General features: G+C 40.1%; 10 protein-coding genes and 3 pseudogenes. 2 read left to right on the plus strand and 11 right to left on the minus strand.

The window, feature by feature from the left end; genetic code table 11:
• Positions 1–210: 210 nt before the first annotated feature.
• The gene (locus FTT75_RS06085) at positions 211–1,605 is read left to right on the plus strand and encodes a GntP family permease (protein WP_373686580.1); all 1,395 of its coding nucleotides are present in this window, start codon (positions 211–213) and stop codon (positions 1,603–1,605) included.
• A 58-nt stretch (positions 1,606–1,663) separates the two neighbouring features.
• Positions 1,664–2,125 (plus strand): MaoC family dehydratase, encoded by a 462-nt coding sequence (locus FTT75_RS06090; protein WP_180186074.1) that lies wholly within the window; start codon positions 1,664–1,666, stop codon positions 2,123–2,125.
• A 110-nt stretch (positions 2,126–2,235) separates the two neighbouring features.
• Here the strand turns inward: FTT75_RS06090 and FTT75_RS06095 are convergent, their stop codons facing one another.
• The 11 genes and pseudogenes from FTT75_RS06095 to FTT75_RS06140 all read right to left on the minus strand — a co-directional run bounded on the left by FTT75_RS06095 (position 2,236) and on the right by FTT75_RS06140 (position 16,199).
• Entirely contained in the window at positions 2,236–2,937 is a 702-nt protein-coding gene (locus tag FTT75_RS06095) for an IS1 family transposase (RefSeq protein WP_004282344.1), read from the minus strand.
• A gap of 72 nt (positions 2,938–3,009) precedes the next feature.
• Positions 3,010–4,710: a D-lactate dehydrogenase gene (gene dld, locus FTT75_RS06100; protein WP_180186123.1), complete on the minus strand. Its 1,701-nt coding sequence runs from the start codon at positions 4,708–4,710 to the stop codon at positions 3,010–3,012.
• Between the two features lie 231 nt (positions 4,711–4,941).
• Positions 4,942–6,087, minus strand: coding sequence for an FMN-dependent L-lactate dehydrogenase LldD (lldD, locus tag FTT75_RS06105; RefSeq protein WP_180186075.1), 1,146 nt, complete (start codon positions 6,085–6,087; stop codon positions 4,942–4,944).
• Between the two features lie 3 nt (positions 6,088–6,090).
• Complete coding sequence (lldR, locus tag FTT75_RS06110; protein ID WP_180186076.1) at positions 6,091–6,834, minus strand: transcriptional regulator LldR; 744 nt, start codon at positions 6,832–6,834, stop codon at positions 6,091–6,093.
• Between the two features lie 17 nt (positions 6,835–6,851).
• On the minus strand, positions 6,852–8,516 hold the full coding sequence (gene lldP / locus FTT75_RS06115; RefSeq protein WP_180186077.1) for an L-lactate permease: 1,665 nt from the start codon (positions 8,514–8,516) through the stop codon (positions 6,852–6,854).
• A 1,075-nt stretch (positions 8,517–9,591) separates the two neighbouring features.
• Positions 9,592–9,702 (minus strand): annotated as a pseudogene (locus FTT75_RS16020) (HNH endonuclease); the annotation flags it as partial.
• Positions 9,703–9,977: 275 nt separating this feature from the next.
• A complete protein-coding gene (locus tag FTT75_RS06120) occupies positions 9,978–10,763 on the minus strand; it encodes a 3-hydroxybutyrate dehydrogenase (RefSeq protein WP_180186078.1) in 786 nt (261 codons plus the stop codon).
• Between the two features lie 37 nt (positions 10,764–10,800).
• Positions 10,801–11,072 (minus strand): annotated as a pseudogene (locus tag FTT75_RS06125) (GntP family permease); the annotation flags it as partial.
• 11 nt (positions 11,073–11,083) lie between these two features.
• On the minus strand, positions 11,084–12,313 hold the full coding sequence (locus FTT75_RS06130; protein WP_180000912.1) for a transposase: 1,230 nt from the start codon (positions 12,311–12,313) through the stop codon (positions 11,084–11,086).
• A gap of 118 nt (positions 12,314–12,431) precedes the next feature.
• Positions 12,432–12,601: pseudogene (locus FTT75_RS06135) on the minus strand (GntP family permease); the annotation flags it as partial.
• A 295-nt stretch (positions 12,602–12,896) separates the two neighbouring features.
• Positions 12,897–16,199 (minus strand): DEAD/DEAH box helicase, encoded by a 3,303-nt coding sequence (locus FTT75_RS06140; RefSeq protein ID WP_257230341.1) that lies wholly within the window; start codon positions 16,197–16,199, stop codon positions 12,897–12,899.
• Between the last annotated feature and the right edge of the window lie 215 nt (positions 16,200–16,414).

Consider the following 16,414-nt stretch of genomic DNA (forward strand, 5'->3'; position numbering starts at 1 on the left):
ATCTACGCATAATTCAGAAACTGAAAAGTGTATAACAATAGTTATTAATCTAATAATCAATTGATTAATTTAAAATCACTATGCTAGGGTGAAACTGGCTTGCATCACTGCCTTAGCGTCAAAACGGTGTCATCTCAATAAGGCAGCCATGATTCAAGGCCTTTTAGAAAAAAATGTTATGGATAACAACAAAATAAATAACAGGGAGAAATAATGGGCACTTTAGCAATCCTCATCTCATTGGCATTACTGATGTTTTTTGCCTATCGGGGTATTTCAGTACTGATTTTGGCACCAATTATGGCGGCTATTGCCATCTTGCTTTCTGGTGACATGGTATACATGATGCCACAGTACACTGAAACCTTTATGGCGGCTTTGGGCGGCTATATTTTAAAATTCTTTCCTATTTTTTTATTGGGCGCCTTATTTGGACAATTAATGGTTGATTCAGGTTCTGCATCTAGCATTTCAAACTGGATCATGAAGAAATTAGGGCATAACCGAGCCATTTTGACCGTGGTATTAGCGTGTGGTGTATTAACTTATGGTGGAGTATCACTGTTTGTAGTGGCTTTTGCTATTTACCCCATTGCCAAGTCCATGTTTCAAGCGGCAAACATTCCAAAGCGATTAATTCCAGGTGCCATCGCTTTAGGCTCATTTACCTTCACCATGACAGCTCTACCAGGTTCGCCTTCCATTCAAAATGCGATTCCGATTCCTTTTTTTGGTACCAATGTATTTGCTGCCCCTGGTATTGGCATCATTTCAGGTTTGATCATGTTTGGTTTGGGCTGCATGTGGTTACAAAGCCGTGCCAGTAAAGCCTCTAGAAATGGCGAAGGATACGGTATTGATACCCAAGAAGGAGAAAAGTTAGAAGACGGAGTAACCTCTAAAGGTGAAATGCCAGTATTCTTGGCATTTTTACCATTGCTATTGGTCATTGGTGTAAATGCTTTGTTCACCTACATTCTTTTTCCAAGCATGGACTTCAGTTCGCTCAAAGAACTCTATCCAAAATTAGATCCTACCAAACAAACAGGTTTGTGGGCATTGATTATTGCCTTGGTGGTCGCATGTTTAAGCTTGATTTTGTTACGCTTGGGCAAATGGAACAACTTAAAAGAAACCGTGAACAAAGGTGTGTTGGGTTCGATGTTGCCAATTTTCAACACAGCTTCTGAAGTAGGTTATGGTGCAGTCATTGCATCATTGGCGGGCTTCGTGATTATCCGCGACATGGTGTTAAATGTATCAAGTAATCCATTAATTTCAGAAGCCATCGCCATGAATATCTTGGCAGGCATCACCGGTTCTTCTTCTGGAGGTATGTCGATTGCCTTATCGACTTTGGGTGCCGATTACCTAGCCATGGCGACTGCTGCTAGTATCAACCCTGAATTATTACACCGTATTGCGGCATTGGCGGCAGGCTGTCTGGATACCTTGCCTCACTCAGGCGCGGTCATCACCTTACTGGCTATTTGTGGCATGACGCACAAACAATCTTACGGCAACGTGGCCATGTGTACGGTTGCTATCCCAATGGTATCGGTTATTGTAGCGATTACTTTGGGTACGCTTTTCGGCTCATTCTAATCCCCCCCTATTTACAGGATGCTACAAAGCGTCCTGTATCCATTTTTAAGGATTAAATATGAAATTGGCTCACATAGATGACTTTCATGTAGGTTTATCACATACCTTAACCCGCACTATAGACGCAGAAAAAGTGGCTCAATTTATCAAATTATGTGGTGATAAGAATCCCATACATCATGATGAAATTTATGCCGCACAAACAAAATTCAAACGCCCTATTGCACACGGTTTTTTAACCGCCAGTTTTTTCTCACCTATTTTTGGCTTGCACCTTCCAGGCCCTGGTGCAATTTATGTCAATCATAATTTGCGATTTTTAAAACCGGTTTATGTGGGTGACAGTGTTGATGTTATCGCTACAGTAACCAAAGTTGATCATGAACGGAAACGGGTTTACTTTGACACCATTTGCAACATAAATGGCGAAAGGGTGATTGAGGGCGAAGCAGAATTATACGTACCTAGCCCCACAGAAGCAGGGCAAGCGGCATTGGATGCAGCGACAATAAACGTTTAGCTGCATTCAATAATTTCAAACCCTTTACACATAGATTTAATCCTTTATTGGTGCATGAATAACGGAGGATTAGGTCCATATTTGGTGGTGTTTTAAAAAGTATGCTGACATTAAATGAAGCCATTATTGATGTAAAAGAAGGTTAAGTCGAAGGCTTTAAAATGGTTTTCAAGCTTTTTGGAGAAATTACAACTTCTTCTAAAACCACGCCTTATTCGATGCCTTATTTTGCAATTATTACCTTCAATTCCTACAGTAAAAAACTTACCAATACTTTGCTTGCAGTTTTTAAAAGCAGTGATGAAACTGTCCCAATGATCACTTGCAATTCGGGTGTAGTGAATACCTAATTGTTTAAGCTTTGTCTTCAACCTTTGGACTGTAGCTAAATCTCTCTTACCCCAAACATAAGCAACAATCTCACCTGTTTCTCGATGGTAGGCGTAAATAAGCCATTGTTTATTATTTTTATTTCCAACAAAAGTCCAGAATTCATCTACTTCGAGAGATTCATAATGACTTTGTTTAGGCTGAATTTGATAGGCCGATTCAGTTAAAGTCCGTAAGACTTTACCGATACTAATGCGCTCAACTTCAGCGATATCTCGTATACCGCTGCCTCTGACCATTAACTGTAATATTTTACGAGTAATGCCAGAATTACATCCTAGATAGCTCAGAGCATGGTCACCAATAAACTGACGTTTGCAGTCTTTGCATTGGTAGTTTTGTTTCCCATCTACTTTGATGCCATTTTTCTTTATACTGTCACTGAGGCAGGTTGGACATTTGATTTCTAGAGTTATTTGCATTTCTCTATTTTATCAAAATTCAACCTGCTTTTTTTTAGCATACTTTTTGATACACCACCAAAATCCTTTCTATTACTTCCAATATTTAAGCTTAGATGTCTGCCCAATACCGACATTAAAACTATTGGTTGGATCAAGTTTTTTATAATGATTTTTCAGCGCAGGCTTAGCTACATATAAATGTCCAACATTATGCTCTGCTGGATACTCAGCGCCACGATTATCTAATAAACGCCACATTGCATGTTCCATAGCTAAAGGATCAACATCTTTTTTAACAATGTAATCTTGATGGAATACATGACATAAAAAATGTCCGTAATATAGTTTATGTAAAATTTGTTCATCCATTTCTTTAGGTAGGGTTTCTACCCATTCACGATCATTACGGCGAAGTGCGATATCCAATGCAACAATATCTTCAACTTCTGATCGGTGCGTATCTCGATAACGAATTGCAGCACCTGCGACTGCAAAACGATGTAAAAATGCTTTCCGCCCTTCATCTTCATCACAAAGGAAATAATCACCAGTTTCGTGATGATCAAAGTAGCTTTCTAAAAATTCCTCTACCGCAGCAACATCTTGATCTTCAATACGTAGTACCAAATGATGCTCATATAGATTTCGAAATGCATTCATACGCTTCGGCAAGTGTGAGGGTAGAAATTTTGTCAGCAATTGCAGAAATTTATCAGAAAGACTTCGCATTTTCATTTTTTCAAGATAACCATCTATTTTATCTTTCATCGCAAACGCAGCAGGCACTTTGGCTGTACCGAACTTCTCAATAAACATAAAAGTATCCTTACCATATTCAGCACCAATGTCATAAGCAACACGATGAATATACTCACCAGCAATAGGAATACGCGGCAAATCTTTTAGTAAAAAACGACGGATTTCGGTTAAATCTTCTTTGCGATTACTCCCCACATAAAACACTTGGCTTGAAATTCTCTCAAACGTATCTAGACGCACCGCAAACACACAGACTTTACCCGCTGAGCCCGATGCTTCGAATAAACGGGATGGATCAGCATTAAAACGTGCCGGTGTGTTTTCATCAATTTTCGCCACATCTTTAATATAACGATAATCTGATGCACAACACTGACTCTCATTTTCGATGTCGGCAATTTGATATTTTTGTTGTTCCAAATTCGATAAGATTTCCTCAGAGGAATGACCCAAATTCACACCTAAATGATTGACTAATTCAAGCGAGCCTTGATCATTCACTCTCGCATATAATGCAAGTTCTGTGTACGCAGGCCCACGACGCACCAATGCTCCACCAGAGTTATTACACACGCCGCCTAAAACTGAAGCGCCGATACAAGATGAACCAATGACTGAATGAGGTTCACGATTAAAAACTGCTAATTCTTTTTCTAAACGATCCAAAGTCGCACCTGGTAAACAAATGACTTGCTTACCTTCATTGATTACTTGAATGCCACTTAGACGACGGGTACTCATCAATAATACTGGACGGTCATAATCATCGCCGAATGGAGTTGAGCCACCTGTGAGTCCTGTATTAGCGGCTTGCATGATTACGATACAACCTGCATCAACCGCTATTTTAAGCACTTTCCATTGTTCGACTAATGTCCCAGGAACAACGACAGCTAAGACTTTTCCTGTACCGTAACGGCGGCCTTGACGATACAAACGAGTATCTTTCTCATCAGTCAGCACATTATTTTTACCAACAATATCAATAAGTTTTTGAATAGTATGTTGAGAAGAGGATTGAGTGTTTATCATTTTTAAGTCTTCTATTTTATAAATGCCCAAATAATGTAATTTTCTCTCCTAGGTATCTTTTAAAACACGGCTTTAAAATTCAGCATAAGTGAAGATTAGAAGAGATTCTTTCTAAACTATCGAAACCTCTTTTTTCAAAAGGAAGCTTTTTTTACCTAAATTATTCAGATAAGAATCTCTTTTTTCCAAGGAAATTTGGCAGAGATTTACTAAAGTGGGTTATTAAATTGCTTACTCTTTTTCTAACTTGACCAAGCAATCCGATGTAATATCTGCAATGGTTCTTGCACCAGTCAATGTCATTGCCACACGCATTTCTTTCTCAATCAAATCTAGTAAATTACTTACCCCAGCACCGCCGGCAGCACCAAGTGCGTATACAAATGCACGACCAAGCATGCAAATATCTGCACCCATAGCCAACATACGTACCACATCAAGACCGTTACGAATCCCTGAATCTGCTAAAATTTTGATATCACCTTTGACCGCACTTGCAATTGAAGGAAGCGCACGGGCAGAAGACAAAACACCATCAAGCTGACGACCACCGTGATTGGAGACCACAATTCCATCTGCTCCGAAACGTACCGCATCCTTGGCATCCTCAGGATCTAAAATCCCCTTAATAACCATGGGACCCTCCCAATAATCACGAATCCACTCAAGATCTTTCCAAGAAATTGAAGGGTCAAAGTTATTTCCCAGCCAACCGATATAATCTTCCAGACCTGTCGGCTTACCTAAATATTTCGAAATGTTACCCAAATCATGCGGACGACCCAATAAACCGACATTCCAAGCCCAGTGTGGGTGCATACACGATTGCATATAACGACGTATTGCAGCATTTTTACCACTCATTCCTGAATGTGCATCACGATAACGCGCACCTGGAACAGGCATATCGACTGTGAATACTAAGGTAGAACAGCCTGCGGCTTTAGCACGTTCCAAGGCATTTTTCATAAAACCACGGTCACGTAGTACATACAGTTGAAACCACATCGGACGTTGAATCGCAGGTGCCACTTCTTCAATTGGACAAACTGAAACTGTTGATAAGGTAAATGGAATGCCCTTTTTATCTGCGGCAACCGCGGCTTGAACTTCACCACGACGCGCATACATACCCGTTAGACCTACAGGTGACAATGCCACTGGCAACGCCAAATTTTCACCAAACAATTGCGTTTCTAAGCTCAGCTCAGACATGTCATTTAACACACGTTGACGTAAAGCGATTTTTGATAAATCGTCTACATTACGCTTTAAAGTATATTCCGCATAGGCACCACCATCGATGTATTCAAATAAAAATGGCGGTAAACGACGTTTCGCAGCTTCACGATAGTCATTTGCAGAAGAAATAATCATAACTTATGTCCTATTTAATCGACTCGAACGTTGACGACGAGCTTCTTCTTCATCGATCATACGTACGCGTTGAACAACAAATTCAATATGCCCACAAGCTGCCTTACGTGCAGTCTCTGAGTCTTGACGTTCAATTGCGTCCATCACCTCAAAATGCTGGTCATGCAATTGTTCAAAATGTTGTGGTGTGGTGTAGACTTTACGTCGCCCCAACATCACATTGTCTTGTAATAAATCAAACAAACTACGCATCATTTGGATCAGCACTAGATTGTGAGATGCTTCTGCAATCGCTAGATGAAACTTTGCATCCGCTATTGCTGCATGAGCATCATCACCTAAAGCCTGAAAATGGCTAATCTGCTCAAAACACTGACGAATATTGATTAAATCATTGGGGGTGGCACGTTGTGCGGCATACCATGCTGTACCACCTTCAAGCACCATACGAGCTTCTTGTACATCAAAACGATATTCAGGATCTTGATCCATTAAACCGGATAATGGCTCAACGATTTGATGCTGTGACCAATGTGCAGGCAATTGCTTTAAATAGGTACCTGCACCCGCTTTACTCTGAATAATTCCTGCGGTAATCAGTTGTTGAATCGCCTCACGTAAAGAGCTACGGGATACACCCAACTGTTCACAGAGTTGGCGTTCAGCAGGCAATCGCTCTCCGACTTGCACATTATTTTTTTCAATCAATAGACGTAAACGCTGTACCACTTTGTCGGAGACTTTCATTTTTTTCCTTGGCCCGTTTATGGAATCATCCACGGGAAAACATAAGCTTGTAAGGTCACAATAATACCAATCATGATCGTAAAGATAATGCTGTGTTTTACTGTAAATCTGAATAAATCAGATTCTTTACCAACTAAACCCACTGCCGCACAAGCAATCGCAATCGATTGAGGGGAAATCATCTTACCTGTTACCCCACCGCTGGTGTTGGCAGCAACTAACAAAACTTCAGGCACACCGATTTGCTGTGCTGTAGTTGCTTGTAATGCTGAAAACAATGCATTAGCTGAAGTATCTGAACCTGTAAGAAAGACCCCGACCCAACCTAGGAATGGCGAGAAAAAGGTGAAAGCTTGACCCGTATGTGCCAGTGCCAAAGCAAGTGTTGCGGACAGACCTGAATAGTTTGCAATGAACGCAAACGCTAGCACCATACCAATCGAATAAATTGGTGTTTTCAGTTCATTCACTGTTTCAAAGAATGTCGAAACTGCCTCTTTAGGTTTCATTTTTAAATAAATAATCGTGATTAGTGCCGCCAACATAATCGCTGTACCCGTTGCCGATAACCAATCGAACTTATAAATCGCATCATAATCTTTAATTTCAGGCACAACAGGCGGCAGCTTTTGAATCAATTGATGCAAATACGGCACTTTAATCGAAATTACAAAATCACTTAGTGCACCATCCTTAATAAATAAATCTTTAAAAGGTTTGATGCTCCAGACCGTCACCATTGCTGTAAGTATCAAAAATGGAGACCAGGCTTTGGCTATCTGTCCCACACTATATTGTTTACGAGCTTGCTCGATAATAGTTTCATCTACCTGTATATCTTTATCCTCAAAACGAAAAATATGTTTTGGTTTCCAATACTTAAGCAAGATAGTTAAACTGACCAATGATGCAATTGCAGCAGTAATATCGGGTAACTCAGGCCCAACAAAATTTGATGTTAAATATTGCGCTAAAGAGAAAGATAAGCTTGCAACTAAAATAGCAGGCCAAGTTTCTTTAACTCCACGCCAACCATCCATGATTGCCATGATCCATATCAATACGATTGGCACCATAAAGGGTAACTGACGACCCACCATTTGACTGATCTCCATGGTGTCAACACCTGAAACCTGCCCAGCCACAATGATCGGAATTCCCATTGCACCGAAAGCAACAGGTGCAGTGTTTACTATCAGGCATAGCCCAGCTGCATATAAAGGCTTAAAACCGAGTCCCACCAACAGTGCCGCAGTAATTGCGACGGGTGCACCAAAACCTGCCGCACCTTCTAAAAATGTACCAAAAGCAAATCCTACTAATAACATTTGCAGACGTTGATCTTCTGTAATTGACAGAATGGAGGAACGAATAACATCGAACTGTCCTGTTTTTACTGAAATCTTATATATAAAAACTGCACCGATAATAATCCATGCAATTGGCCATAGTCCGTAGAAGAATCCATAGACCATTGAGGCGAATGCCATTCCGATTGGCATTTCGTATAAAAATAATGAGACCAGAAAGGCTAAAAAAACGGTAATTGTAGCGGCTACACTACCCTTCATGCGAAAAATAGCTAACGCTAAAAAAAAGAAAACAATTGGAACTAGCGCAATAGCACTCGAAATCCAAATATTGCCCATAGGATCATAAATTTGTTGCCACTGTTGAAGCATTGTCTACTCCTTGAAATGCTTAACTACTAGATTGAACAAGTTCATTATACTTATATGTAAAATTGGTATGACCAATTTAGATAATTAAGAAATAAAACGTACACTTTAAAGCCATTATATTAGTAACAATAACCCAAAAATACAAGAAACATAATTTTACTTAATATTTGGTATGACCAATTTTGCAATCTGTTAAAATCTTATACGTTATTAAAAACTTAAGAGGGGGGTATACAAATAATCCTTACTCACCGCATAATTGCAGTTGGAATAGAGGTTCTATAACTTTAGTCGTACAATGAATTGAATATATATACATACTAAAATTTCCAACTTTCAGCAGCTTTGTTGTGCAACCCAATGTTTAAAGACTTATTCAGTAATTTCATTTTGTAAATAAGTAAGCCTGCACCTAAACTTTATCTATATCTAATTCATCATTTTCCGAAAAAGCCTGAGTGAATTAAGGAAATAACTTTCCTCTTGTTGAATTGCAACGGCATAACATAAGGAAAGCTGTGTGTCGACGTATTAAATTTTTTCAATATCACAATCAAAACTCACCAAAGCATCTTCTAAAATAGGAATACCTGTTTTGAGTGTGGTTCAATTACCGAGTTCAAAGCACTGCGCAAAGCTGAATTTACTTAAGACAAATGTATCTGGCATCCGTTCATGCTGTGTGCTCAGTATTTTATTGAAAGGACTTTATTTTAAAGAAAATATGCAGGTAAGCGAAAAAATTGAGATGGTGACAGCAGAATTCACTACTTAACTTATTAAAATCTCTTATAAATTTAATAAATTGATTCAGTTGATTTATCCTTTATTGATCTATTTTAGTTGTTCACTTTTAAGTGTCACACGATCTAATGAGGGTGGCGGTAAAATGAGCCTCAATTTAAGTCATGGAATTATTGGCACCTGTTCTCCACTACTGTCTTAGAAAGGTTAAACGAATGCATATGCCTGAAGAAATAAAGCACCACGAAGGTGCTTTATTTCTTATTTATATTCAAATTCTTAAAAATATTTTTTTGAAAATTAATTCTTTTAATATACCTGGACTAATATTTTACCCCCCCAACCTAACGAAATACTCATTCTCTAACGCCTGCTTATACGCCCAGTCGGCAACTCGCCTTTCAGTTAATTCGCATTGTAGTATCACTAAATACTCTAATTGGTGGAAATGCTATTTGGATACAGCACTTTATAAAGCCACCAAAAGGGCTGTAAATAATTTTGTGTAATTTCTTCAAAAAGGAAATGAACCGCTCCAAGTCGGTCGCAGACTAATTCTCCTTAACATGAGTTCGAAAAAACTTCTACTTTTACCATTCTTTGCTAGATTTTATAGTTAACCGTGATTTGAATCTATAGAAAGCTCATCTCGCTAAAACAGCCTAGGATCTAAACATCTAAGGTTGTTTCATAGTCTTAACTAAATATAACTTAACCTTATTGTGTGGTATAACCACCGTCCATTACCACAGCTTGTCCTGTCACACCGCCCGCCTTATCACTGGCAAGAAAAATTGCATAATCTGCAATTTCTTCCACACTCAGTAAGCGCTTTTGTGGCACCATCGCCAAAATTACATCTTCTAATGCAGTTTGTTCACTGACATTCCGTGTTTTAGCCAAGTCATGAATTTGACCGCGCACCAATGGCGTATCAACATAACCCGGACACAAAGCATTCACTGTGATGCCATCACAAGCGCACTCTAAAGCAGCGACTTTGGTCAAACCAATCACACCATGTTTGGCACTGTTATAGCCTGCCTTACCAGCAAATCCGATTAAACCATTAATCGAAGCCATATTAATTACACGACCAAACTGCTGTGCTTTCATGATTGGAAATGCATATTTGATGCCAATAAAAGAACCCACTAGCATGACATTTATTAGCTTTTGATATACTGCCGTTGGAAAGTCTTCAATCACGGCAACATGTTGAAAACCTGCATTGTTGATCAAAATATCCAAACGGCCGTAAGTTTTTTGAGTCAGTTCAATGGCTGCTCTATACGCCTCTTCATCTGTTACATCACAAGGCGCAGACAACGCATCAAAACCTTCTTTTTGAAGTGCAAACACAGTTTCAGCACACTTTTCTGCATTCATATCGGAAATAACAACTCTGGCACCTTCATTGGCAAATTTCTTTGCAATTTCATGTCCAATACCACTGGCTGAACCTGTAATAAATGCGACTTTATCTTTTAATAGTTGACTCATCATATACTCCGTTGTCTTATTCTTTCATTCTAAATTCTTAAACAATACCAAACCAAGTAAAGCAGGGATGGTTTTAATGATCATAATGGCAAAATATCTTTATAGGATTGTTTATAGGTTAAGCCTGTGACCGCAAGTAAGGTAATAACTGCGCCATTATGCGGTAAGGTATCCCTACCGCCTGATGCCATCGTAACAATACGCATGACTTCAGGTAGAATGCACATCGCTAAAATCGCAGCATTGTACTGATCCGCTCATACCACCAGAGGCTGAACCAGTGACCCCCGCCAAAACCGTCATAGGTATCTACACATTTTTTATAAATTGAATGCGATCTGAGCAATCGCATTCAGCTCATCAGACGAATACTCTGACAACAACTGAAGAGTGTTCAATAGTATTGAAAGCCCTGCCAGTATGGCAGGGGCACTTTCTAATTTTCTCCTTTTCTGTTGCCTACCTGAAATTCGGGTGAGAAATGCCCGAATTCTTATATTCTGCTCATCTGTACCACGCTGTACTCGCCATGTCAGCACACAAGCCATACTACTGATCAGTAGCCTTCTCAGGATTGCTTGAGGTGTCGTTTGTAGCCATGCCTCAACGTCATGTCCTGCCTGCTTAAGCAATTTAAAATAACACTCAATTGTCCAGCGCCAGTAATACCATGTACTCAATTCTGCTGTATCTATATCCATTGCAACATTACTCAGCAAACACCATCTCGCCACAATTTTACCGTCACAATCCTTAACGACAGAAACAACCAGCCTTGCATCGACAGCATCTCCCTGCTCAGGAGCAACCCGCTTCCCTGAGCTATCTTTCTGCTTTGGTTTTGCTGCGCGTGTTATGCGTATATGGGTCTCACCCACATGTAAAGTATGCTGATTGCCTTTGTAAGAAATATTTTTGATTGAATGCGTTTCTATCTTTTCTGCAATCTCGCCAACTTTGTATGTCTGACCGTGATACTCAACTCGATGACCTTCTTTGGCCCGAATCAGCCATTTGAAGCGATTCTTGCTCATCGCTCTTAGATGGGCAATTGAGTCACCTTCACGATCAATGATATGAACTTTTGTTTTCTCAACCGGATACTGTTCGATCGTTTTGATTTGTTCTGCGAGTGAATCCAAATGGGTTTTTCGCTCGCTGTATTGTTCACTGAATGTGGAATAACAGCCTGATGCGTCAGATAGCGTTTGAGCCAATGGTGCAATGGGAAGCCCCGATGCCGCATCAACCAGTAGACTGCTTTGCAGTTCATAGCCTGAATCATATTGATGGGTTCTTTGAAGACGCTGAGTTTTATTGTTATGTTTCACATATTGCAGTTGAGACCAATCATGAATAATCAGCGCATAAGGGTGAGAGGATTGATCAATCTGTTCAAATGCAAGTCGCTGTATTGGCTCATTCAATTGCTTGAAAGAGACTTTTTCATTATTGAGAAATCGCCAAACTGCCTGGGTGGTTGCAAAACTGGACTTCTGGGCAGAGGCCATTTCCTTAATTGCAGGGGCAAGTGAAGCAAGAGGATTCATATTAAGCTTTACGAGGGCGTTGTATCGTCTGACGAGACGTGTATCAAGATGGGAGATATTAAATTGAAGAGCATGCTCTTCAATTTAACCCAAAACTTGGGATTTGTGTAGATACCTATGCCAAAACCGTAGAGGTTTTCGCAATAGCCACGGTATAGGCTGCAAGTCCAATCGCATTGAAATCAAAACCGTTTGGGTACAATTCTTTAATCGCAGTTGATAAAATTTATTGGTCACAGCAACTAAAATCAGCGGTACGAAAGCCAGCCACTGACAGGCGGTAGAACCGATTCAATAAAATCACTCAAAAAATATTACCTGAGCAGATTCGATCAGAAACCCTCCAGATGATCCAAGGCTGGATTGAGCATAATATTCATTTACTGAATCAAATATAAACTATCCGTATAATGATTAATCAACATTATATTAAATCGCATATTGTTATTATTCATCATAAAAATCCCTATCAAAACATAGGTGACTTTTACAAACTAAAATGTCTAAAATAAAGTGACCAAAATAACATTAAATGATCTAAATTCATCAAAAATTCGCCCTACCAAAAACCAAATACTACCAATTAAATCATATACTTATAATTAATGTAATTTAAGGGGAAAAATCTCGGTGACCTTGCCAAGGTTGGGGTTATTTTTTCTTCTATGCTTTGGTTGGTAATCAGCTTATACACAAATACCGGCTTGTCCTGTCCAATCCGCCACGCACGATCTGAAGCTTGATCTTCAGCAGCAGGGTTCCACCATGGATCATAGTGAATGACCGTATCCGCTGCTGTCAAATTCAAGCCTACACCTCCAGCCTTCAGGCTGATTAAAAACACAGGCACTTGCCCAGACTGGAATGCAGTAATAGCTTCATCTCGTTTCTTGGTTTTTCCAGTCAGTTTCACATAACCAATTTTTGCATTATTGAGTTGCTGCTCAACCAATTCCAGCATTGAAGTAAATTGCGAAAAGATGAGAATTTTTCTTCCTTCTTCGACCATCGGAACGATCATATCCATCAACTGTTCAAGTTTGGCAGAGTGTGCCTGCCTGGTTTTCACTGAATCCAGCTTTAGTAAGCTAGGATGGCAGCACACCTGACGTAGCTTCAGTAAGGCATCTAAAATTTGAATTTGACTACGTTTAAAGCCTTTTTCTGCCACAATTTTCTGAATGCTGGCTTGCATCGTGGCACGAACAGCCTCGTATAGCTTGGATTGCTGTTCATTCATATCAATATTGACTTCAATCGTGGTTTTTTCTGGCAATTCTTTGGCAACGTCAGTTTTCAAGCGACGTAAAATAAAGGGTTTAATGCGGTTTACCAACTTTTGCCTTAACTGCTGATCACCGCGTTTTTCAATCGGATAGCGGTATTTTTTATTAAAGATTTCTTGTGAATATAAAAATCCTGGCATCAGAAAATAAAATAGTGCCCACAGCTCACCCAAATGATTTTCCATAGGTGTACCGGTTAGACATAGGCGATGTCGTGCTTTTAATTGCCGTACCACCTGTGCAGCTTTGGCACGCGGATTTTTGATATTCTGCGCTTCATCCAAAATGAGTTGATGATATTCATATTGCTTCAGTTGCTCTTCATCTCTCGCCAAGAGCGGATAGGTGGTTAACACAATGTCATATTGTGAAATCTGCTCAAAATACTGATGGCGGTCGGGGCCCTGTAGCAGCAGTACCTTGAGCTCAGGTGTAAATTTTTCCGCTTCTTTGAACCAGTTATGCATCAGCGATGTGGGTGCAACAATTAAGGCGGGGCTGTCCTGCAAATGACCAGCCTGCTTTTCCATGAGTAAATGCGCTAAAGTTTGTGCTGTTTTGCCCAAGCCCATATCATCTGCCAGAACCCCGCCATGCTGGGTTTCCCTTAAAAACTGTAACCAGCCTAAGCCCTGCTGCTGATATGGGCGCAATTCCCCCTGAAAACCTTGTGGTGTCGGCAGTTGTTGCTGATAGCCTTGTTTGAATTTCTGTACAAATTGCTGCAGCTGGTCACTGACCTGCCATGTCATCCCAAGATTATGCTGTAATTCCAATAGTTGACTCGCATCATAGCGATCGATACTGCGCTCTTCTTGCTGTAAAATGCTCTGCAGATGCAACAATACCGGCTTAATGTCCCTGGCGGATAGAGCCAAATCAGGTTGATCCACTGCAGTTTTCAGGGTGAAAATTTGGCTGTCATCAAGATCATTAAAAGCCTGCGGATCAAGTAACTCAGGCTGCTGTTGCACCAAAACTGCGATTACATCAAGCAGGTCATAGCAATTGCCTGCACTGTCCTGAACGGTCGCCCCGATATTGAACCAGTCCTGCTGGCTTTCAGATTCAGTGATGGAAATATTTAAATTTTCTACATATTGCAGATTAAATGGGCTGTGTTCCAGATGCTCTATCTGCCAACCCATCGACTCAATTTGATTGATGGGCATCAGCTGTTTGATCCAGTCTCCATAGAAAGCAAAAACCATAGAATCGAGACGTTGTTTATCCAGTTTTAATGGCTGATCATAGCTAAGATCTTTCACCCACTCCAGCGATTCGACTGACAGCTGTAAACGCTGGATTGCCTGTTGTTCCTGAATTAAGTCCCGAAGCTGTCGCACTATTTTTCCATGCTGCTCACCAATAAAACTGTCACCTGATGTACCTGCTTTTATTCGCCCACCTGCATAGGAGAATTCAATTTCAGCACAAACAGACTCCTCTAATTTCCAATCAAATTTACCTAAAACACCAAAGCGTAAAATTGGCTGGGGGCTACCCGCTAGTATCTCAACATGCTGAATAGACTCAGGCAGAGGCAGGTTCCCCACATCTGAATGTTGATGAGTCAACTGCTCAAATTCACTCAATAATGTGGAGGGTAGATCCGGCATCTGCAAAAAATGGTAGAGTAGATTTGCCGTATATTCACCATATAACTGACCCACGGTGTTCTGTTGAATATCGACATAACATGGTGGCTGGCTGGCAAGAATGTAGATATGTGGATTTGATTTTAAATCGAGTCGAATATCACCATTGACCAATTCAATATTTAAATGCTCAGTCTGTTTTTTGACACCTTGTTCCCATATAAATTCGATGTTGTAGCCTTGCTCTGACCATTTAAGTGCGGCATGGTTCTTTTTTTGCCAATAAACATCGCCACTTTGAATAAAAGACTTGAAGTGCTCCAATGAAATCCCGGAAATATCAAGATTACTCTGATAAAAGCGCTCCTCGCTGTTTATTTTGGCGTAATAATAAACCTGGTTAAATAATTTTCGTTTTTGTTCCGGTAAAGTCAGATGTTTTCTGGTGATATTTTCATATTGCGTATAATCACTTTCACCGGCAATCGAGCCATTTTTATTGCGTCTGGCCTTCTGCACCACAAGGGTCAATTTCTTTGAGCTGACAGACTGATTTAACAGGTAAATTAAACATGTGTTTGTTTGGGCAAGCTGCTCAGGTTCAGTCTGTTGTAAATACCGTTTAAACTCATGCAACCAGCGTTGCGCCTGATCATACCCCTGTTGGCGGTTTGCGATTGCCCATGGTGATCGAGATTCCGCATAACGCTGCTGGAATTCCTGGCGATATTCCTGAAAGAATAACCGCGCTAAAGCAGCAGCATGTTTACAGTTATATCCAACCGGACAATTGCAGTCATCATCAACTAAACGGTCTTTTTTAAGATTATAGGTAATCGCGGTATCATAATAATCTGTTCCTTCAATTTGGGCATACATTGTGACACCATCTTTTTCCTCAAAGAACTCAATCGTTTCCCTATCAATGTGTTTAGCATAGCTAAGACTGCGCTGAATAGTTATGGTGCTGAAGCGGGATAAAAAATTGGTCAATGAGGACATAACAACTCGTCGGCTAAAAAGGCGATAAGATTATACTGCTAACTTTTCAAACATATATGAATGCAACGTACCGGATTTGTCGGAGAGCACTTTTCCGGAGAAAATGTCTCGATGAAAAATACAAAAACATACCCAAGAAATCAAAGATAGAGCTGTTCAACTTATCATTGGATCAGAAATATTTGAATCCGCAGCATCCAGTTAAAGTACAATTC

The organism is Acinetobacter sp. YH01008 (genome assembly GCF_013420435.1).
Classification (GTDB): domain Bacteria; phylum Pseudomonadota; class Gammaproteobacteria; order Pseudomonadales; family Moraxellaceae; genus Acinetobacter; species Acinetobacter pseudolwoffii.

Coding starts and splice junctions, on each gene's coding strand:
- FTT75_RS06090 (WP_180186074.1), top strand. CDS start 1,664: ATGAAATTGGCTCACATAGATGACTTTCATGTAGGTTTATCACATACC.
- FTT75_RS06095 (WP_004282344.1), bottom strand. CDS start 2,937: ATGCAAATAACTCTAGAAATCAAATGTCCAACCTGCCTCAGTGACAGT.
- dld (WP_180186123.1), bottom strand. CDS start 4,710: ATGATAAACACTCAATCCTCTTCTCAACATACTATTCAAAAACTTATT.
- lldD (WP_180186075.1), bottom strand. CDS start 6,087: ATGATTATTTCTTCTGCAAATGACTATCGTGAAGCTGCGAAACGTCGT.
- lldR (WP_180186076.1), bottom strand. CDS start 6,834: ATGAAAGTCTCCGACAAAGTGGTACAGCGTTTACGTCTATTGATTGAA.
- lldP (WP_180186077.1), bottom strand. CDS start 8,516: ATGCTTCAACAGTGGCAACAAATTTATGATCCTATGGGCAATATTTGG.
- FTT75_RS06120 (WP_180186078.1), bottom strand. CDS start 10,763: ATGAGTCAACTATTAAAAGATAAAGTCGCATTTATTACAGGTTCAGCC.
- FTT75_RS06130 (WP_180000912.1), bottom strand. CDS start 12,313: ATGAATCCTCTTGCTTCACTTGCCCCTGCAATTAAGGAAATGGCCTCT.
- FTT75_RS06140 (WP_257230341.1), bottom strand. CDS start 16,199: ATGTCCTCATTGACCAATTTTTTATCCCGCTTCAGCACCATAACTATT.